Source organism: Nitrospirae bacterium CG2_30_53_67, from assembly GCA_001873285.1.
Lineage (GTDB): Bacteria > CG2-30-53-67 > CG2-30-53-67 > CG2-30-53-67 > CG2-30-53-67 > CG2-30-53-67.
On record MNYV01000128.1, the window covers coordinates 1 to 20,422 of the forward strand.

At 49.4% G+C, this 20,422-nt stretch carries 16 protein-coding genes and 1 pseudogene; all 17 read right to left on the minus strand.

Features of this window, described 5'->3' with window-relative positions; genetic code table 11:
• The 17 genes and pseudogenes from AUK29_08030 to AUK29_08110 all read right to left on the minus strand — a co-directional run bounded on the left by AUK29_08030 (window position 1) and on the right by AUK29_08110 (window position 20,188).
• A pseudogene (locus AUK29_08030) lies at window positions 1-561 on the minus strand (hypothetical protein).
• Window positions 562-748: 187 nt separating this feature from the next.
• On the minus strand, window positions 749-2,908 hold the full coding sequence (locus AUK29_08035; GenBank protein OIP62627.1) for a hypothetical protein: 2,160 nt from the start codon (window positions 2,906-2,908) through the stop codon (window positions 749-751).
• Window positions 2,905-3,471, minus strand: coding sequence for a hypothetical protein (locus AUK29_08040; protein OIP62628.1), 567 nt, complete (start codon window positions 3,469-3,471; stop codon window positions 2,905-2,907). The genes AUK29_08035 and AUK29_08040 overlap by 4 nt, the downstream gene beginning before the upstream one ends.
• A 140-nt stretch (window positions 3,472-3,611) precedes the next feature.
• Complete coding sequence (locus tag AUK29_08045; protein ID OIP62629.1) at window positions 3,612-4,823, minus strand: hypothetical protein; 1,212 nt, start codon at window positions 4,821-4,823, stop codon at window positions 3,612-3,614.
• Between the two features lie 9 nt (window positions 4,824-4,832).
• On the minus strand, window positions 4,833-5,819 hold the full coding sequence (locus AUK29_08050; GenBank protein ID OIP62630.1) for a hypothetical protein: 987 nt from the start codon (window positions 5,817-5,819) through the stop codon (window positions 4,833-4,835).
• A 37-nt stretch (window positions 5,820-5,856) separates the two neighbouring features.
• The gene (locus tag AUK29_08055) at window positions 5,857-7,740 is read right to left on the minus strand and encodes an asparagine synthase (glutamine-hydrolyzing) (GenBank protein OIP62631.1); all 1,884 of its coding nucleotides are present in this window, start codon (window positions 7,738-7,740) and stop codon (window positions 5,857-5,859) included.
• A 51-nt stretch (window positions 7,741-7,791) separates the two neighbouring features.
• Window positions 7,792-9,465, minus strand: coding sequence for a hypothetical protein (locus AUK29_08060; GenBank protein ID OIP62632.1), 1,674 nt, complete (start codon window positions 9,463-9,465; stop codon window positions 7,792-7,794).
• A 58-nt stretch (window positions 9,466-9,523) separates the two neighbouring features.
• Entirely contained in the window at window positions 9,524-10,375 is an 852-nt protein-coding gene (locus AUK29_08065; protein OIP62633.1) for a hypothetical protein, read from the minus strand.
• 62 nt (window positions 10,376-10,437) lie between these two features.
• The gene (locus AUK29_08070) at window positions 10,438-11,604 is read right to left on the minus strand and encodes a hypothetical protein (GenBank protein OIP62634.1); all 1,167 of its coding nucleotides are present in this window, start codon (window positions 11,602-11,604) and stop codon (window positions 10,438-10,440) included.
• A 2-nt stretch (window positions 11,605-11,606) separates the two neighbouring features.
• Window positions 11,607-12,596 carry a hypothetical protein gene (locus tag AUK29_08075; protein OIP62635.1) on the minus strand — a complete coding sequence of 330 codons (990 nt, stop codon included), beginning with the start codon at window positions 12,594-12,596 and terminating at the stop codon, window positions 11,607-11,609.
• A complete protein-coding gene (locus AUK29_08080) occupies window positions 12,581-13,525 on the minus strand; it encodes a hypothetical protein (protein OIP62636.1) in 945 nt (314 codons plus the stop codon). The genes AUK29_08075 and AUK29_08080 overlap by 16 nt, the downstream gene beginning before the upstream one ends.
• A gap of 75 nt (window positions 13,526-13,600) precedes the next feature.
• A complete protein-coding gene (locus AUK29_08085) occupies window positions 13,601-15,298 on the minus strand; it encodes a hypothetical protein (protein ID OIP62637.1) in 1,698 nt (565 codons plus the stop codon).
• 14 nt (window positions 15,299-15,312) lie between these two features.
• Window positions 15,313-16,083 carry a hypothetical protein gene (locus AUK29_08090; protein ID OIP62638.1) on the minus strand — a complete coding sequence of 257 codons (771 nt, stop codon included), beginning with the start codon at window positions 16,081-16,083 and terminating at the stop codon, window positions 15,313-15,315.
• Entirely contained in the window at window positions 16,080-17,273 is a 1,194-nt protein-coding gene (locus tag AUK29_08095) for a hypothetical protein (protein ID OIP62639.1), read from the minus strand. Before AUK29_08095 ends, AUK29_08090 begins: the two co-directional genes overlap by 4 nt.
• 191 nt (window positions 17,274-17,464) lie before the next feature.
• Entirely contained in the window at window positions 17,465-18,154 is a 690-nt protein-coding gene (locus tag AUK29_08100) for a hypothetical protein (protein ID OIP62640.1), read from the minus strand.
• A 5-nt stretch (window positions 18,155-18,159) separates the two neighbouring features.
• Complete coding sequence (locus AUK29_08105) at window positions 18,160-19,254, minus strand: hypothetical protein (protein OIP62641.1); 1,095 nt, start codon at window positions 19,252-19,254, stop codon at window positions 18,160-18,162.
• Window positions 19,255-19,267: 13 nt separating this feature from the next.
• Window positions 19,268-20,188, minus strand: a complete 921-nt coding sequence (locus tag AUK29_08110) for a hypothetical protein (protein ID OIP62642.1) — start codon at window positions 20,186-20,188, stop codon at window positions 19,268-19,270.
• Window positions 20,189-20,422 lie beyond the last annotated feature (234 nt).

Consider the following 20,422-nt stretch of genomic DNA (forward strand, 5'->3'; position numbering starts at 1 on the left):
ACCCCCGGGCCATCTCCCACCTCGAAATTCGAGCCGTGCCACGTCATCTTTGCGCAGGCTTTTAAGAAGAAGCAAGTCAGGGATCACCTCAGGGTCCAAATTGGCATGACAGAAGAGCCCGATAATAAGAACGACCCGGTCCAGAAGGCGCCGTTCAATGTCCTGCCAGCGGTAAAGGCTATGAATCTGGCATGGCAGTCCCACAACGGCATAACGTCCAGGCGTCCGGATCATCTCAGCATAGACGTGCGCCACCGGGAAGAGAGAATATTTGGATTGGGAGCAACCCAACACTTCAGATCGGCGCCTCGAGATCCGGGCCAGAGGCTGAAGAGGATCCTCTTGAGAATATCCGACCAGGACAGCCCCATCAATTTCCCCACGGTCCAACAGAGAGATGACTATTTGACTCGCGAGGCCCCCGCTGGATCCCGCGGCCCGGACCTTGGGATCCGTGGAATACGCCGCGGCGGAGTACAGGAGAGGCCCTATCGCATCCTCCGTGAGTGTTTGAGGCGCTCCATACTGCCGCTCAGCATACCGTGGAAAATCCACCTCCATTCCCCCGCAGACCGATAGACATAGATGGCAGTGTTTGCACCGATGGGTCGCATGGGGGAAAAAACCATGGTCCCATGTGATGGCCCCTTGCGGACAGGCGCCATGGCAGGCCCCGCAACGGGTGCACAGATCCGATGCGACCACGTCATCGATGTTGGACGGAGAGTGTGACGGATCTGTTTTCGAGTTAGCTTGCCTTGGCCGGGACATAACCACGCTCCATCAGGAGGCCGACGCCCTTGGCGGCTTCCTCCCTCATCCTCCTGACATTTGACTTTAATACATCTCGTGCGGATATGGCCGAATCAATGAGGCGCGCCAGACGATCCCCTGCATCGATTCCGACAAAATCATCTCTATCCATCACCAGGTGCGGAAGCTCCAAGGAATTCAATAGCGGAGCAATCTTTTCACCGCAGTTGATCCCAATCAAAGGGACGCCTGAAGCGGCGCACATGACCAACTCATGGTACCGTGTGCCGATAAAGCAGCTCAGTCGGGAGGCAAGGCCCGCAATATCCCGGGCCAAAAATTCCTCATAGTTGACGATCGTGATCTGATCCGCCGTGCCGAGTTCCCGAGCTACAGCCTTTGTAACGGCTCTGTCCTTGTCGTGGGTGACAAAGAAAACCAGATCCCCAAATTCACCCGAAGAAAGACCTCTGAAAGTCTCCGCGACCCCTTTGATATATTCACTCTTCGAAAGAGCCTTTTCGACCCCGCCGTGTATAGGTTGGAGCAGGTGGTGGGAAAGATTCACCCCCAGCAAGGGACTGCCCGACGAAAACCTGTGCCACAAGGACCGATGATTCAAGGTCTTCTCGGTCAGGCCATCCACGGAAACCCGAAAAGCAGAGTCCGCCGTCACGATTGACTTCACCCCAGGTGCGATTTGATCCAGAAACGCCTTTGATTGTTCATCCCGAAGCGTGATCAGATTCATGCGCTCAGCAAGTCGGCGGATGCACCACCGGCCCAGGGCCGTCTGAACAGGTCCCACGGCGGAATTATAATAGACCAGAGGTTTGGCATGGCCCCTGGCGTAGGCGGTGATCACCAAAAGGGCCAGCAGGTTGTTCTTGAAAAGATTCAACAGCCCGGTGTCGTAGAAGAGGTTGTCCGTCAGGAGGATGCAATGAGTCTTCTTCAGCGCCCTCCATATGGGGAGGCCCAGAAACTTCAGACTCATGTGCCAAGGGGCGATTCCGATGACCTCGACGTTTTCCTTGGGGCCCAGGAGTCTCCGAAGGAGACCCGGTTTTATGGAGGGTACCAGGAGCCGGCATGGACCGGCAGATTGCAATTCGTCTATCAGAGCCGAAAGGAGCGCATTATGCCCTGCGTTATTGCCGGAATAGTCCCCCAGCAAGAGAATATTCGGCCGTGCTGCGGGCGACGTAGCCCTTTCTTTATGCAATAGAAAAATCAGGCCCCCAAGAATGCCCGTAAAAAGAATTCTCGCACGCAGCAGAAGGGCAATGGAGAAGGCTTCCACGCTTGAAAGACCAAAGAGAGTAAGGAAAAAGACATAGCTCCCTTCATTGAGACCGAGTCCGCCGATGGAGATCGGCAAGAGTCCGACGAACAGGACGAGTGGAACGACCACCAAAACCGTCGCCGCATCCAGGTGGATACCCAAGCTTCTCCCGGCTGTGTACACGGTGCACATCGAGAGCAGGTAGAACCCTATGGACATGCAGTAGGCGCCAATAACCGGTCCCTTCTTCTTTTTGTATTCGAAGAGCTTCCTTTGCGCGCTCGAAACCCAAGACAGGAGGTTATCAACCGTTCTGAGCCGCCGGAAAGGCTTCAAAAGCACGAGATATTTTTCCTGAAAGACGAGAACGAGTGATAAGGCATAGATGACCACCGCCATGGCGACGAGTCGCGGGATCACCGGGAAAATAGCAGTTACCCGGCCATGCAGCAGGATGAGAGAAACAAAGGTAACCAGGGCCGCCAGGCCTAAAAACCGTTCCGCGAAGGTTGCCGCGACCACGCCGGAGGTTTCGCTCCTGTTCCGAGACAGTTGAAGAACTCTGACAATGTCACCACCGATCATGGAGGGGAGAAAATTGGAAAAAAAAGTTCCAATAAAATAGACGGCTACAAGTCGTCCCAGGTCCGCTGAGATATTGAGGGCCTTCAGCAGCCGCTGCCACTTCCAGGCGCTCAGGAGAATATTCAGATGCGGAATAATCAGCATCAGACCAAGCCAGTAGAGGTCCACGGACTGGAAGCGCGAAATCAGCCCGGCCCAATCCACCTCGAGAAACAGAAAGCCGATCAGTCCGAGACTGACGGCAAGTCTGATGACGAGTACAGCCTTTGATTTCGCAGAGCTCATGTTTTCAGCAAATTGAATAGAGTGTAGTGGGGCATTCCCAAATATTTTTTCACTTGGACCATATCCGTGCATTCAAACGATGTTGGATCAATGAGCCGGAGAACCGCTCGGTAATGGTGTGGATACAGGGGGCCCGGCGAGCTGAAGGGGAGCGGAATCCATGGATAGAGGCGACTTCGGATCCAGGTCAGAAGGTCCAGCCGCAATGAGGTGAGGACGATATTCCCTCCCGGTTTGATGATCCTCGTCATTTCCTCCAGAAAAACCGGAAGCTGCTCTTGTGGATAGAAATTCACCATGCCCACGCAAATCGCGGCATCAAAGACTTTATCCCTGAACGGTAGGCTCTTTGCGCTTCCATTGACCCATGCCATCTTTTCGTCGGCACGGCTGTGGGCGCCCGTGGGATGCCTGCCAAAGCTCAGCATTTTGAAGGAAAGATCGAGACCCACCCAGTCCGCGCCACGGGAGACGATTTCGTTGCTGAACGCTCCGCTGCCGCACCCGATATCAAGAATCTTCATCGAAGGGCGGGGGTTCAAGAGCTTTAGGCATAGGGCCATTCTATTCCGGGTCCTCTTTGCCGCGTGTTTCTGAAAAATGGCATAGCGTGCCCTGCGTCCTGTGGGCGAGCCCGATCCATAGAGACTGTTCCAGCTCTCAACTTCGTGCTCGAAGCCCTTTTTCAAAGATGTATTGGGGTTCAAATCCGTCCAGCCTCCCCGCTGCAGGCGCACAGATATTTCCGTAACAGGTCCGCGGCTCCTTCGGCCTTTTTTTTCTCTCTGGCAATAATAGGCGCTAATCCCTGCTTGATCTTATGCCGGTTATACCATGTGGTTTGAAGCACCTTATGGACGATCTCCTCGGAGAAATGGTCGAACTCAATCATCCGTTCCTCCTGCTCGATGGAACACATGAATCCCCGGTTCTTGGGGGTGGCGATAATCCCGACTACCGGGGTCAGGACCGAGGAGGCTAAAATCAGAGAGTGCGTACGCATCCCTATGTGCAGATCAACCTTAGAGAGGACCAGCGCCAAATCCCGATATGAATACTCCGTGTTACTGATGATCTTGACCCGATGACCATCCCTTGCTCTTGCCAACAACTCTTTGTTAATGGGAATATCCATGGGCTGAGTTACGACCATCAAGGGATTCACTCCGAATTCGCGGCAAGCACTCTCCAGGACACGCGCCATGATTTCCAGGAACTTGTCCCTCCCGAATCCCTTGCCTTTATAGCCTCTCATGTAAACATCAATGTAGCTGCTGATATTGAAGCTCATCCAGGGACGGGATCCGGTAAGGATCCCTTCCTTAGTCTGGATTTGGACGAGGCGGTCTTGGTCACCTGGAATCGTGTTCAGTGCGCAATCAGCCGTTTGGAAAACTCTTTCCGACGGGAATGAAGGCTGGAGCTCCTGCAATAGCGTTCTGGACTCTCTGTCTCTCAGCAGCACGATCTCCGAGCTATTGAGAACACGATTCAGGCAGGATCTTCCGATTTTCGTATAAACGGGGCCCAGACTCACGTTGTAGAGGACAACGGGGATGCCTCTTTTTTTCGCCAGGGGAAGCGCCAAGGCAAGGGTGGAAAGATAATTATAGAGAGGGTTCATCAGTTTATAATCGAACAAGATGGCGTCTGTCACCAGGATAAGATCGGCTGACAGCACCGACCGGAGAAGGGGCCAGCCGAAAATCTTGACACTCAGGTTCCATGGCATCAGACCTACCGGAGTCACATTGTATGCAGCATAGGTTTGGGCAACGAACCGGGTATTGATCGTGGGAATCAGGAAGGTACAGCCGCTATAGCGCTTGGACAGGTCATGGAGAAGGCCGCCCAGAATGGCGGCATCTCCCGCATTTCTCCCTGAAAAATTTCCGATGATACAAATGCGATACATAGTCATATCTCAGATGATCAGATTTTTGGCCCTATACCACTCTACCGTTCGAAGGAGCCCATCATTCAGGGAAACCCTGGGCTCATAACCCAGAATCCGGCGCGCCTTTGAAATGTCAAAGGCCCGGTCCTTGAGAAAAAAATCGAGCCGCCTCCTGAAAAGCGGAGGCTCGATCCGTAGCGCTCTGCAGATGACTTCACAAGCGACGGCCGCGGCCCAGACCGGACCGACAGGGATAGACCGAATATTGACGGACCGGCCCAGCGATTTAGCGATGGCTCGGACCAGTTCTCTCACCGTGCAGAAGGCCGGACCTGCCAGAATGAATGCCTCGCCCTCAATGCCTTCTTTCTCTCCGCACATCACGATCCCCTCCACGAGGTCGTCTATGTAGGTGAGATGATAAAGATTCTTCCCTTTGCCGATCATGTAAAACGTCCCTTTTGATACGGGTTTGAAAAGCTTGAGAAACCGGGTGTCCCCCGGTCCGAAAATACCCGCCGGTCTGAAGACCACAACCCCCAGCCCCTTTTTGACATAGCTCAGCGCCAGCTTTTCGCCGTCCAGTTTGCTCTGCTGGTAATGATCCCCTGGGCGGAAAGGAGCAGTCTCATCCGCCGGGGGGTGTTCGATTTCACCATGCACCCCTACGGTGCTGCAGTGAACAAACCGCCTGACATGATATCTTAATGAGGCATCCAAAAGCTTTCTCGTCCCTTCGACGTTGACATCCCAGAAATACTTTTTGGCAACGCCTTCAACTCGGAATGCAGCAGCAATGTGATAGACGACGTCCACCCCCCTGGCAGCGGCATCAATTCCGGAGCCGTTCGCAAGGTCGCCAAAAGCAATCTCACATCCGCTTTTTTCCAAATCCTCGTACCGGCTCCCTTTCCTCACCAATGCCCTCACTTCATAACCTTTTTCGAGGAGCTTTAAAGACAGGTTTCTCCCTGTAAAGCCTGTTCCGCCGGTGACGAGAATCTTTTCAGACATAGGTGTAATCACAAGGTTTCAGGTCAGGGGTGCTGCACTATGTCGCAGGCATGAACCGTTCTTTCCAGAGTTGAAACAACATCAAAGACCAGAGCCTGTGGCTGTGGTTTTCCTCGTTCTGAATGTGCTCTTTCATTAATGTATCCACATAACCTGGATTGAAAATCCCCTGTCGTGCAAGCCTGTCGTGGGAAAGCAGGTCCGTCATCATGGGTCGGAGTGGACCTTTGAGCCAGTTTTTGATGGGGATACTGAATCCCTGCTTGGGACGATTGACAATATTTCCGGGCAGTAAACGCCGTGCCATTCTCTTCAGGAGGTATTTTGTCTTAAAATTCCTGATCTTCAACTCCTGTGGAACGGAGAGGGCGAACTCGACCACTCGATGATCCAGGAACGGAACCCTGACCTCCAACGACGCGGCCATACTCATTCTGTCCACCTTTACCAGGATATCGTCCACCAGGTAGGTTTTTATGTCCAGAAACATGGAGCGGTTGAGTCCGTTCAACCGGTTGCCGTTGAGATAATTCTCAATGAAGTCAAAGGTGTCATCTGTGCTGATTCCACGGCTTATTTCGGCACAAAAAACGTCGCCGTTCCGTTCAGGGTTCATGTGAATCATCCAGCGAAAGTGTTCATACCTTTCCGCATAACAGGCCCCCTCCACGAATCGTTTGACCTTGTTGATGATCCCTTTCTTCCGGCTTGTGGGTGAAAGCATTTTCACCAGGGGTACGACAAAACGCTCTCGTGCAGCGGAGGGCATTTTGGAATAATATCCATACACCTTCTGGGCCACATAGGTATCATACCCCCCGAACAGTTCGTCTCCGCCGTCGCCGGACAAAATCACTTTGACTTTTTCCCGGGCCATTTTTGAGACCAGATAGGTCGGGAAAACAGAGAAATCTCCGATCGGATCGTCGAGATGATCCACAATTTCCTCAATCAGTTCGATGGCAGAGGGGTTCAAGACACGTTCGGTATGATCGGTGTCAAACCTTTCGGCGACCCGGCGGGCATAGTTCAGTTCATTGTAGCTCTGGTTTTCAAAACCTATGGAAAAGGTTCTCACCCTGCTGTCAAGAAGCTCGCTCATTAAACCCACGACCGATCCGGAATCAATCCCTCCGCTCAAGAAAGCGCCAAAAGGCACATCCGATCTGAGCCTTAGTCGAACCGCATCCTTAAGCAACGAATAAAGCTCCTCGGCCGCCTCGTTCTCAGATCGTTTTTTCTCCTCAACCTCTTCAGGATGCCAGTAGTGGTGGAGCGTGACACCGCCACTGTTGGCCAGCATAAAGTAACCCGGCGGCATCTTCTTTATATTGTCGAACAACGTACGCGGGAAGGGGATGAACTCGAACGTGATAAATTGCGACAACGCCTGGAGGTCCAGCTTGGCGTGAAGATCCTTTTCTTCCAGGATCGCTTTCAATTCGGAGGCGAATATCAATCTTGCCCCGTCGGTAAAATAATAGAAGGGCTTAATACCCAGGCGGTCACGGGCGCAGAAGAGCTCCCGCTTTTCCTGATCCCAAATTGCAAACGCAAACATTCCGATCAGATGAGCAAGGCATTCTGTGGAATACTCCTCATAGAGATGCAGGATGACCTCTGTATCGGAGTCGGTCCTGAACTGATGGCCTCTGCTCACCAATTCACTCTTCAACTCCCTGTAGTTGTAAATTTCCCCGTTAAAAACGATCTGCAGACGTCCATCCTCATTGGACATGGGCTGTTTTCCTGTTTGGAGGTCGATAATACTCAAGCGCCTCATTCCGATTCCGATATTTTCTCCGATGTAGACGCCCATATCGTCAGGTCCACGGTGAATAATGGTTCGGCACATCCTGTCGATGATGCTCGAGTCTACAGGTTGTCCATCCAACCGCAGGTATCCCACAATGCCGCACATAATCGCTCTGTCTTATGGCTTTGCAATAAGGAGAAGGTTCAATGATGCCTCTCAGTTTAGAGGAGGGTATAGGGCTTTTGTCTCTTCAATTTCTTTTTGAATTCTTCTGTCGTCCCATCGCAACTCACCCCCCATGACTTCGGCGGCAGCTCTTAATGCAGCGTCACCGGGGTTGCCGGCGGATCCCAAATCGGTACGCCGCAGAACAACATCCGACAGCTTCAGCGCCATCTCCTTTCGGACACCGTTTAGGATTTCAGCCTTGAGCACTTCCGCTGATCCAGGAACCGTTTCGCCAAGGAAGGGATCTGCTTTGGTATAACTCAGGATATCCTTGTATTTTGAGCCGTAGTTGTAGACGAGGTGACGGGTAATCGGTTCATTGAATGCCGAGGTTCGCAAGGATTCCTTGAGGAAGTCTTCAAAGCGATCGATGTCCCCACCGTACACCGGTGTATCCTGTGTGCGGCACATGGGGGGGGTCCTGCCGAGCTTCTTTAAGACCAGGGTAATGATATTGTTTGCGACATCCCGGTGCGTCGTATATTTCACACCGACCACGGTGATCAGGCCATCGGTCTTGTCATCATGGATATGGTCATGGATCCGGAACCTTTTCTCCAGCTTGACCTCTCCCGTTTTAACGTTCGCTCCGGCCATGGGAAGAAGGCCTTTATGAATAAAACTGACCTCCTCTCGTTTGATGTCGGCGCTCGGGTAGGCCCGATTGACCGAGTCGAGAAAGCTTTCGACCTGCATATTGTCCGGAAAGAAGTCATCCGGATTGCCATCGTATATCCGGTGATCCGTTCCAATGATGGTGGTGTCTCGCCAAGGAACAAAGAACAGTATCCGGTTCCCTCTGTAGACGGGTCCTCCTTCTTGTCTGTAAACGTAGGGTCCGGGAAGGCCGGCTGCGTGTGACCCCAGAAGTTTTCTCCTTACAACAATATTCATTGCCGAGGAGGGCAGGAACCTTCTCCCCGAGTTCTTTTTGGGCGCCTTCCGCAGGACCTCGTCAACCCATGGGCCGCAGGCATTGATCACGATCTTGGCTCTGATGTCAAAAATCTCTCCCGTAAAGCAGTCCTTGGCCTGAATGCCGGCGACTTTTTGTGCATCCCCTAAAAACGCGGTACATTCAACATAATTGGCAGCGTCGGCTCCGGCATCGGCCGCAGACAATAGATAAGACAGTCCTAAGCGTTCCGTATTGTAACATTGGCAGTCATGCCATACGACTCCTCCGCTGAAATTATGAACATCATATCCAGGAACATATTCCTTCAGTTTTTCTGGGGGGATCAAACGGCCTCTCGGCAAATATTGATGAGGGTCGTTCGATTTGTTGCGATCGAACCCGATCAGATCGTTTGCTAATGAAGCCGCCCACATGGCGAATCTGCCCTTGAGTGCATGGCCGTACGTCGGCATGACAACAGGCAAAGGATGAATCAAATGAGGAGCAATCCTCATCAGTGCCGTACGCTCGTGAATGGATTCCCGCATCCTCCTGAAGTCCAAATGCTGCAGGTATCGGAGACCGCCATGAATGACTTTCAGGCTATTTGATGACGTGGCGTTCATAAAATCACCTTTATCAATCAAAGCAACTTTCAGGCCGCGAAGCACGGCATCCCATGCCGTACTGAGGCCGTAAATGCCCGAACCGAGAATCACAACATCATATTCGGTGCTTGAAAGTTTGTTCAGGTCTCTTTTCATCGGATGCCTTATAAGAAACACCCTCGGTATTCTGTATACCGGTGCATCGGAGAAAGGGTCACCGTAAATTTTCGGTTGCCCGGAGTTTCTGCTGATTTTTTCTTTTCAATATTTGCATGGCCATCTGGTTTTGAAAAAAGCGAAAAGGTCTTTCAAGCTCTCCATATGAGTGTATGGGCGTTGCTGGATCTAAAAGTAGACGTTTTAATTCTTTTGCCGGCTGTTGCGGGTCAATGGATCCTTGCAGTGAGAAGCCGAAACTGCCTGGCCGAAGGCATTCGGTTTCAAAAGGCAATGGATCGCTTCCCGGCAAGACTCGTATCCCCTTTTTCTCCGCCAGGATAAAATGAGAGGGATGGCGCCAGAATCTCGGACGCCCGCCATTATCCCCCAGGAACAGGCAGGGGTCGCCATTTTCTTCCAGGATCTTTCTCAATATCCGCCCGCGACGTCCGAGCCATTTGCCCGCACCCCATGGAATGACCGGGATCGCGCCGGCCTCCTTGACGGTTTGAAGCGTCTCGGCAAGGGGTTCCCCCGATTTCAAGCCGTCTTCGGCGCCCAAGGCCAAAACTTCGAGGTTTTCGGCTGTCACGATCTGACGCCCCGCTATCAGGAAAATACCTTGTTTGCCGTTATGCCTTCCTAAAATCGAAATGTTTTCTTTTGTCCGATGGAAGGTCCAGCTCCGAACTGGATCTCTCTTTTGCCTCTGCCCGCCTTCAACCAGACGAGCGATGCGTTGAAAGCCGTTTTCCCTTTTGCCTTCCGTGAAGAACAAAACGGCCATGAACTTGCTATGACATCCAAGTTTCTCTGCTGCGGTCTGGAAATTCGAGAGCGCGGAATCAAGAAAGACCGTCAGGTCAAAGCAATCATAGAAATGAACGTGGGCATCGACTAATATCATTTAAAAACTGTTTCAACGGGACGCGATCCAGGTTGACATTTCACGCGCCCATGGGAAAGGCTTTATGTTTTAACCCTTCCGATGACCCTCTCCAGCCTCTGCTTATATATTTCTTCACCATATTTATTACTATAACATTCATAGGCGTTCGTTGCTCGCCTTCTGGCTTCTTCTTCGTTTTCGAGACATTCAAGAATACCTCCGGCAAAATCATGCGGATTAGGATCTCGCAAGAAGGCACATTCCCCGTCAAGCTCCTGGGTATGGGTCCTGAGGCTCGTGGCGACAATCGGCACACGGCTCGCCATGTACTCGTAAATTTTAAGCGGGGTGTTCGTTCCCTTCAGCCTGGGAGATACCAGCACGTCAGCCTCTTTAATAAATTCCCTTACAGGGTTTACGTCAAGTCGGCCCGTAAACAGAACATGGTCAGAGATCCCGAGTTCTTCCGCCTTCCTGCGCATTTCAAGGACCTGTTCTGAAGTCCCCCCTAAAAAGATAAAGACGAGATCTTTCCTTTCTCTTAATACGATTCCAATGCTTTCCAAATACATCTCCAAACCCTGGTAGGGCTCGAAGGTACCCGCATATAAAACAACCTTTTTCCCGGCCGTATTGATAAGATTCTTTAGATTTGCATTGTAAGGGCTGTTTTTGAATGCAATCGGGGAGAACAATGTGTTTTGAATCAGCTCATTCTTGCCGGCAAACCCAAATTTCTCTACCTGCAGTTCGAGTTCCTTGCAGATCGTAATGATGGCGCTCGCTCTGGCGATGGAAAGCCTTTCCAGATATTCAAAAATACTGATGAGCGGTTTAAGTTTCGCAAAATTGAAATTTTCCAACTGTTGCGGAAGGCTTGAATGCATATCATAGATGTACCTGGTGCCGAAAATTCGATTTAATAGCAGACAAAAAAAGACGGCCTCTTCGTGTGCATGAACAATTTCATACTTGTTTCTATGAAGCAGAAGCAGCGCTTTCAAAAAGAGAGGAATATCCAACATTAGTTTCACGATCGACGGGCCGATTCTGATGTCGTAAACAAAAGGAAGCCGTGGACTCCTGATAATGTTCACCCGCTCTATGTCAACATCCTCACCGATCGGATAAGTCAGCAGATCTATCTCATGACCTAAATCCGAAAGAGCTTTTGCCCGGTAGTATACACTCAGGGGTGTTCCCCGAGGAGTAAAAAAAGGCTGAGGCACAATCATCAAGATCTTCATGTTTACTCTATCATCTCTTTCACGTTAAAGTGTTTCCCTTTTTTGCTGTGGGTATAAATGATAATCTCTCCTATAAAGCCGATCGCAAAGATCTGGATCCCGATGACGATAAGAAGGGAGGCCAGGAAGAGTGAAGGCTTGTCTCGAAGTGCAAAGCCTTGTGTAAAAAGGCGGTTGTATATGAGAAAGGCATTGATGGCGCCGCCAAAAAGGATGAGAATGGAACCGATGAGCCCGAAGAATCTCATGGGTCTGTATGTAAAACGTAGAAGGAAGAAAAGAGTGACAATATCAATCAGCCTGTACAGGTATGTAGATATCTTATAGACCCTTAAGCATGTGTCCTCCTTCCTTTGCTTGACGACTAACTCTTTGACCCGAAGGCCTTGGTGCTCCGCCAGAATCGGGATAAATCGGTGAAGGTCTCCGTACACATCAAAGGCTTCAGCTACCTCTCGCCTCATCGCCCTTAAGCCGCAGGAGATATCCCCGAATTTTGTTCCCGTAAAAAACCTCAGAATTTTATGGAACAGGAAGGTCTGAACCCTGTTAAAGAACGCGTCGTTCTCTCTCGATCTCCGGCATATCACCATGTCACATTCGTTGTTGTTTAATGCATCGTAGAGCCTTTTTGTCTCCTCCGGTTCAACCTGCAAATAGGAAGAAAGAGTGAAAACATACCGACCTTTGGCATTCTGAAAACCTACGGAAAGCGCATTCGATTCACCGAAGGTTCTGGGGAATATTATTAACTGTATGTTTGGGTTCTTACGGGAAAGTTGTCTGATCTCGTCATAGGCATTTTTCATGCGGGCATCAATAATAAATATAAACTCAAAACTTTTTTTTATCTTTGATAGTTCCTCATAATACAGGAGAAAGAGCCTCTCAAGGTTATCGCTTCTTTCAACGACTGGAACGATCACCGATATTTCAGTATCCTGCTTCACGATCCCTTCAGATCCCACAGCGATTTTCACTTCTGTATCCATGATACGTCTCCTAATATCTTGTTCTGCTTATAGTCTCCGGTTTTAATAACCAACTCCATGAGGTAACCGAATGACACGAGGCTGAAAGCCAGGAAAATGAAAAGGATGCCGGACCCCAGAGTGACGATGGCGTGATCCGGAACCAGCGATGGATTCAAGAAATCATAATAATAAAATCCCAGGAAGGTCGTGCCTAAAAACCAGAAGGGAATGCTGGACAGCCCAAACAAGGTCATCGGCTTGGAGGAAAAATCCACAAGTAATTTGATCTTGATAAGATCAAGCAGCACCTTCCATGTCCTTGAGAGTCCGTATTTGCTCTTCCCGGCGACACGGGGCTTGTGTGATACAGGGACTTCTGTAATACGTGACCCGATGGACGCGGCAACAATGGGAATAAACCTGTGCATCTCAGAGTACAGATGGATATGTTTTATAATATCCCGCCTGTATCCCTTCAGCGAGCACCCAAGATCCCGGATCTTCACCTTGGTCACATAAGCGATCAGGGCGTTGGCCAGCGCCGAGGGTATTCTCCGCAGGAAAAGGTTATCCTTTCTTATCTGCCGCCAACCGCAGACAACGTGGTACCCGGACCGGACCGCCATGAGGATACGAATGATATCTGCGGGGTCATTTTGCAGATCCCCATCCATGGTCACGAGAACCTCCCCCCGGGCTGCTTCAAAGCCGGCAGCCATGGCTTCGCTTTGCCCGTAGTTCCTGTTGAAGATGATCACTTTGAGCTCAGGAGCGGCCTTCTTGATTTCTTTTATGGCTTCCGTGGTGCCGTCGGTTGAGCCGTCATCCACGAAGATGACCTCATAGGTCAGAGAGAGTTTCTGAAGCTCTCTCTTTATTCTCCGATAAAGTTCGTCCACGTTTTCTTTTTCGTTATATAAAGGAACGATAACGGACAGATCCATCACGGCCGCCTTTCCCAGAAAAATATTTTGATACGAACACCCTTCACTCTTTAGATCCCCTTTGGCTCTGAATAAGCCTTATTTATTCTTCCTGAAAGATTCCCTAAGTATGCTGATCTTATCATCAGCAGGCGTGTAAAAATTCGGCAAGGTCTTTAAAGGGACCCGTATTTCCGAGCCGATGATGGGCAATCTGATATGAATGTCTTCACGCGTCTCTGGAATATCTCCATTCATCCTGTAGATCAAAATCATTTTATTCTTGTTCGCACTGTCTTCATTATATAACTTTATTTTTTTCTCCAGTGTAAAATGATCGGATTCCAACGCCTGCCTCAGCATCTTATAGGCATTGATATTAAAGTCCGATTCCTCTTCGATCACAAAATACCTGGTCCCGTACGCCTCTAAGAGTTTATAGGTATCATCCATGTTTTTCGCGTACTCGACCAGCAGATACTTTGAAAACACGGAAGACGAAGCAAGGAGCTTGTCCCCGCGGAAGATAATCATTCTTCTTTCCTTGTCCAATTTCCTGATGTAGAAAACAAAATTGCCGTTTCCTAATCCGCTCCCTTGGAAGAAAACCCTTGGTTCACCCTTGTCCACGATATATCGGGCCGCTTCTTCATAACCTTGAACCAGGGGGATCCTGGTCTGAATGGCCAAGACGAATTGATAGACGCACAACATCATGAGTAACAAGGGCGCAACAGGTATTTTCTTTATCTTCCAGGAAATTTCATTGAGTATGAGCGCTGCAAAAAGGGCGTAGGGAGGGAGCCAGAAATAGATATACCTTGAATCCTTGACTCTAAGATAACTGAACGTAAGGTAAAACCCGAAAATCCAGGCAATGAAAAGAACCGCCGCCTTATAGTCTTTTCTTATAAAAATAAGAAAAATTGAAAGAAGGCAAAGCATCATCGTGGGGATGGTAAACGCCTCGGACAGGGCCCTCGGGTAAAAAAGCCATGGTTTTAAAAAGAGCAGACGGGACTGAGCGGAGATGCCTCCGATGGATTGGGCGATATTCATTTGACCGTATCGCAATGTCAGGAATACCAAAGGAGAAATGAGGAGGAACAGACTGAGACTGAGAAGAATCACATCCTTGCTCATCATCCTTTTATAATTCTTCGTCAAAATGAAATAGAGGAAAAATGTGAGAAGGATGAAAATGGATGTCTGCTTGGTGTAGACGGATGCAGAGACCGAGAGAACCGTATAGAAACCATATCTCGGCTTGTCGCGTTCAATAAAGTTATAAAAAAGATAGACGGAAAGGATGATCATCGCGAGAGACGGCATTTCCAGCATGGCGCTTTTTGCCCACTTCACGATGAAGGGCGTTGTGATAAACAGAATGCTGGAGTAAAGAGCGATTTTTTCATTGAAGATTTGCCTGATGAGCTTGAACCAGAACGTTACGGCGATCAAAGCGAAGAAGAGGACCGTGAGCCTTGCGCTGACCACAGAGACGCCGAATAAGGCAAAAAATCCCGCCTCCACAAGGGCAAAGAGCGGCGGGTAGTAACCGATGCTCAATGCCGGGTATTTTGTATAATACTGGGCTATGTAGTCCACAAAATGGAGGATGGGAAAGTCCCTGATGAAATCCAATATGAAAACACCGTCCATCGCGTGCCGGGGCGCGTCCGAAAACCAGAACTCTCCGCGGTGAATGTCTTTGACCAAAATAATAATTGTCACCGCAATCACGAAACTCAGATAATACGGGGATCGGTTTTCCTGGAAATCTTTTCGTAGTTTCATCTTAACGTTCGCACCTATGATCTTGCATTCTTCTCAACAAATTCACGATAATCTCTGAAAAGATATGAAAGATGTTTGATGATCTCCAGGACGGAGGCACGGCACTTCAGCGTCAACCAGAACGCCTCCCATACAACCCTTCTGGATATTTTTGACGTCCCGTATTCCCTTTCCTTGAAGAGAATGGGAATTTCAAGCACAGTAAAGCCATGTTTAAATGTCAAGTAAGTCATTTCGATCTGGAACGCATAGCCGTCGGACCGGATGCCGTCGAGATTGATCCCCTCAAGGACTTCCCTCCGGTAGCATCGGAACCCGGCCGTGAAATCCCAAACAGGTCTGACCATAATGTACGAAACATACATGTTGGCCAGTTTGCTCAGCAGAAGTCTTCTGAATTTCCATCCTTCGACACGAACCCCGTTGATGTAGCGGCTCCCGATCACAAGATCCGCCTTTTCCGATGCCTCCAGAAAATCCTGAAGGTATCTCGGATCGTGAGAAAAATCCGCATCCATCTCAAAAATCAGATCTGCGCCCTTTGCCAGTGCCAGCTTGAAGCCCTCAACATACGCCGTGCCGAGACCGGCCTTGCGGGGCCGGTGAATGAGGTGAACGCGAGGGTCTTTGCGGGACAGGGCTTCAACAAGCGCCCCCGTGCCATCGGGGGAATTGTCATCTACCACGATGATATAAATCTCCGGATGAAGATCGAGAATTTGTGCAATAATGCGCTCGATATTTCCCGCTTCATTATACGTGGGAATCACGATGCAGGCATTCACCGAACCGCCTCTCTTTCTATTATTGACCTTAATTTATCGGCAAGAGCCTTTCCAACGACCTGATGACCCTGGTAATTCCAATGACCCCAATGCAAATGGACTTTTTTCTTTTCATAAGATTCTCTGAAAATTCTTTGCAGGCCGAGATAATCTATGTTGATGGAGGCCGCGAACTTCTTCAAATCATCCTCAAAGAAATTCGCATTAAATGACGCGTCCATATCTTTATTTTTTGCTTCCATCTCAGGCAGGTAAGCGGGCGTATCGATGGTGACCAGCATCAATCGGATGTTTCTTTCGTTACAATAATCCGCCATGGCCCGTATTAATCTTTTACTCAACTGATAATTCTCCAGGTAGGTTCTATCAGCTTTGTCGGTACATAGACTCAAATAGCGTTCGATCTTTTCTGCCTGGCCTCGTTTTTGATCATGCTCTTTCTCTTTTTTCCTTATCAGACCTTGTGCCTGTAAAAGATTATACCTTTCTCCAATGAGGGTGATCAGCGCCGAATGATGCGTGAAGAAATTAATCCATTGTTTGATCCTGAATTCCCGCGTATCAACAAAACTCGTATCGAGCATCAGTTCCCCATTGGGGGAGAGATGGTAAAAGGGACGCAATAATTCAAAGGTGGTCTCTCTGCTGATCTCTGTAAGATCATTCTCAGGCAGGAAAAACAGGATGACCCTATTCGGTGAAAATTGAGTGATCTGTTTTTTCAGGACAAGCAGTTCCTCGGTTTGAGTAAATCCGGACCGGCCGAAATTCATCAGTTCCAACCGGATGTTCTGATCCTTGTTGAATTCCTTTTCCGTCAAAGTGAGAAAGTTCCGATCCGTCTCCACCTGGAAGGATTCCACATAACTATCTCCAAGGACGGCTATGCGGTAGACGCCGTCCGGCGGCCTTAAAGACCACTCCCGGTCCCGCCAGCCGAAACGGTTGATCCGTCCTGTTATTGGATGATCATTCTCTTTATAAAACCAATAGCTTCGCCCGGGTGTAAACCGCCAGCCCAGTACAGGGTCCGGCTCGGAACAGGAGATCCTCGCATTGAACAGGTGCGTCATCCTGAATACAACCTCCGAGACTCCCAGAAAGATGAAAAAGGCAACAAGCACGAAAAATAAATTCTTCATCCGTCGCTTCCCCTTCGTGCGTTGCACAAGCTCGGAGTTATCTTTCATACGCTTTTCGGGTCACCATCCTGAAGAGGTCTCAGATCCGGATCCATGTAAACCGCTCATGCTGTCGAGTCTGAAGGATTATTTCTCGTAGTGTTTATCAAGAGGATAAAGGCGAAGATAATACTATTCTATCCTTAAATTACCAACAGGCATTAGCCATATTCGAACAAAAATACATGGCTCTGCTTCAGCTACCAAGGGTATAATTTCTGCAAACCGGTTACATACTTAGAGCTTCTGCTCAATCGAAAAGGAAAGTGAGCGGCAATCTTTTCGGCCTGACCATCCATATCGCGATGGTACTTCAGTTCAAGAATAACCTGTTGATCATCGGTCAGTCTATGTAAAAAAAGGTTGTGATGATGATTCACGGCATAGAATGTTTGATCCGTATCCATCGTAATTCGGTAATTCCGATCCGCCGATTCAAAATATCTCCGCTTGTAGGAATTGACAAGCGTTGCGCATGAAGAACGCCATTGCAGCTTTCTGATTTCCGGGAGATCGGATCTCTCTATCACCTCTGCGACGGTCCGAGCGTTGAAAGAATCGTTTAGTTCAAAGGGAGGGAGGGGGAATGATTCTTTCCGCCCCAGAAAGCCATACTTTATCTTGAACTCCAAAACCGGATTTTTTACGATTCCGAAGAGCGCATCGTACCATCGGATACGAATCTTTATTCTTCGGCGCTTTCCATCAATATTGTCATGGTAATTGCTCATCTGGTTCGTGTCAAAGTAGATATTGTTGACATATCGCTGACGATATATTTCAGAGAACATGGCCGGATGGAATCTCACAAAGGACTCCACCTCATGCCTGGTCAGATGGGCAATAACAAACTTACGCTCGTAACGGCACTCCCCATGGTCCCTCGGCATTGTAGTCATCCGGTTTTTCTCATCAGAATAAAGATGGTCAGTCCCAGGGGGATACAGGCCGCGATCACACCCAGCCAGAAGAATTTATTGTGAAAAACAAACACGATCTTTTTCAAACCAACTCGCATGAGATTCTTTTCCGTATCCATTCTCTGCGGTTTCACGGATTGAATATCAAGAAAGTGGGGTTTGACCTGAATCCCGTCCTCCCCCGCCACCACATGAAGAAAGGAGACACCGCTTCGACCCGAGCCGTTGACATAATAATGGACATCATCCCGTATCTCATAAAACAGAAAGTTCCACCGGTCCCCGCCATCGCCGGCGAAAACGTATTTCACCTTTTCCCTGAGATACGGATGAACTTCCTGCATCCAGCCGGAGGCCTCCATGTTGACATTGCCCGGTTGTATTTGGAGGCCGCCATACCAGAGAGGGTGGTGCAGGAACACAAAGCCGGTCTTTAATAAAGGAGAGCCAATTCCCCCTCTCAACCATTGGATCTGCTTTTCATCAAGACCATACGTTTCCTTTTCTGCATCCGAAAGCACGGTATTGAGAAATATGAAATCATAGTCTCCAAATCTTTTGGCGTGAAACGGCTCCCCGACCCGGTGACTGAATACGTCACGTGTTATTTCCCGATATCCCGGTATATAGCTGCTGATGTCGTGATTGCCCGGCGCTATCCAGACAGGAATGTTAAGGCGTTCAAAGACCGAGTATACGTAATCCCACTGGGCATTCAGAGACTCCCGCAGGGCCTCATTGTCTTCAAACATTTCCGGCTTCCATTCCCGGACATTCCATGAACCCTTTATAATATCACCCGTCAATATCAGGATGTCGGGAGAACAGTTCCTAATCTCATTCAGCATCCGATCCATGTCCGACGGGGCTCCGCCGAATAACAAGGGATAGATGTGGGAGAGAACGACAAAGGAGACCCCCCTCCTCAAAGAACTCTGCTCGTTATCAACTGTGTCGCTTTCTTTCGGAAGATTCAGGCCCTGCCGTGAGATGCGCTTTAAGGCAAACCCATGGTCCGGCGCTTGAACACCTTTCGCAGGTCCAGGCAGCAAAGACAGGAGAAATAACAAGACGAGCCAAGCCTTACCTATTCGAAGCACCGTCTTCCTCCCCGTAAAGAATACGCTTAACGTCTTGTTGATTTGTTTCCACATTGCTGCCGTCCACGGTCAGACGGGATCCCTCTTCGATCAAATAAGGGGTCTCAACGTTATTCATCTGAAGATGTGACGCTGCAATAGTCGCTTCGCCGAACTCAGGCTTTTTCCGATAAGCGGCTAATCCGATCTTTGCTTCCTTGATCTCAATCCCTTCGATCGTCAACTCGGACATATCTTTACTGACAACGGCAATCTTTGATTTCGCTATTCTGATCTGATGAGCCGTCATCTGACTATTCTCACCGACACTCAACCCTTTGTCACCCGTGCCGTTGATGGCAATTTGATTTAACGTCACATTGGTTCCGGATACATCAACGGCATCATTCCCGCAATGGATAAAAGACGATTCGATAATTTGCCCCTTGCTGAAATCTGAATCAAAGGCATCGGATGTAGTTTCACTGAAAAGCGTATGCGAGATATTAAAATCGGAGCGAACGATATTCAAGGCATCCTCTGACCGATTACGCGTGAATTGACAATGGGTTATCTTCACGGGGGATTCATAGAATGTGACGGCCCCGGTCAAATTCCATCCTCCCTCTGATGGGTTGGACAAATGATCAAAATAGACATAGTCCAGTACGGACCTTTCTCCGCTCGCAAGGACAGCCATGCCTTGACCGGATGCATCAGAGGAATAGAAACGGACAGGGTTCTCCTCGGACCCAATGAATGTCACCGGCGAAAAGGTGATAATCTTAGCAGCCTTCTTCAAATTCACTTGTACCCCGCCTTCTGCCACGAGTCTGTAACCTTTTGGAATGATCAGATCCTGTTCCAGACTCCATTGGCCGGATCTGAAATAGATTTTCTTGGTCTTTTCATCGACCATCAGCATATCACTCTCATTAACATGGGGAGCACGCCTGAAGACGTCCTTGGCTATAAGGGTATCGTTCAGATAGGGCCAGGGGAAGACCGTTTCAGTCCTTAATCGATCCGTTCCCAAGAGCCTGTATTGGACGCTCAGACCACGGGCCATTGAATCAGACCAGGGGAGGCCCACAGGCAGTGGAACATCTAACTTTTGATAATGGACGGGATGGGAATAATTTTTTGGAGGCAAGAGGAC

Coding starts and splice junctions, on each gene's coding strand:
- AUK29_08035 (OIP62627.1), bottom strand. CDS start 2,908: ATGAGCTCTGCGAAATCAAAGGCTGTACTCGTCATCAGACTTGCCGTC.
- AUK29_08040 (OIP62628.1), bottom strand. CDS start 3,471: ATGGCCCTATGCCTAAAGCTCTTGAACCCCCGCCCTTCGATGAAGATT.
- AUK29_08045 (OIP62629.1), bottom strand. CDS start 4,823: ATGTATCGCATTTGTATCATCGGAAATTTTTCAGGGAGAAATGCGGGA.
- AUK29_08050 (OIP62630.1), bottom strand. CDS start 5,819: ATGTCTGAAAAGATTCTCGTCACCGGCGGAACAGGCTTTACAGGGAGA.
- AUK29_08055 (OIP62631.1), bottom strand. CDS start 7,740: ATGTGCGGCATTGTGGGATACCTGCGGTTGGATGGACAACCTGTAGAC.
- AUK29_08060 (OIP62632.1), bottom strand. CDS start 9,465: ATGAAAAGAGACCTGAACAAACTTTCAAGCACCGAATATGATGTTGTG.
- AUK29_08065 (OIP62633.1), bottom strand. CDS start 10,375: ATGATATTAGTCGATGCCCACGTTCATTTCTATGATTGCTTTGACCTG.
- AUK29_08070 (OIP62634.1), bottom strand. CDS start 11,604: ATGAAGATCTTGATGATTGTGCCTCAGCCTTTTTTTACTCCTCGGGGA.
- AUK29_08075 (OIP62635.1), bottom strand. CDS start 12,596: ATGGATACAGAAGTGAAAATCGCTGTGGGATCTGAAGGGATCGTGAAG.
- AUK29_08085 (OIP62637.1), bottom strand. CDS start 15,298: ATGAAACTACGAAAAGATTTCCAGGAAAACCGATCCCCGTATTATCTG.
- AUK29_08095 (OIP62639.1), bottom strand. CDS start 17,273: ATGAAAGATAACTCCGAGCTTGTGCAACGCACGAAGGGGAAGCGACGG.
- AUK29_08100 (OIP62640.1), bottom strand. CDS start 18,154: ATGCCGAGGGACCATGGGGAGTGCCGTTACGAGCGTAAGTTTGTTATT.
- AUK29_08110 (OIP62642.1), bottom strand. CDS start 20,188: ATGCTGATGGTCGATGAAAAGACCAAGAAAATCTATTTCAGATCCGGC.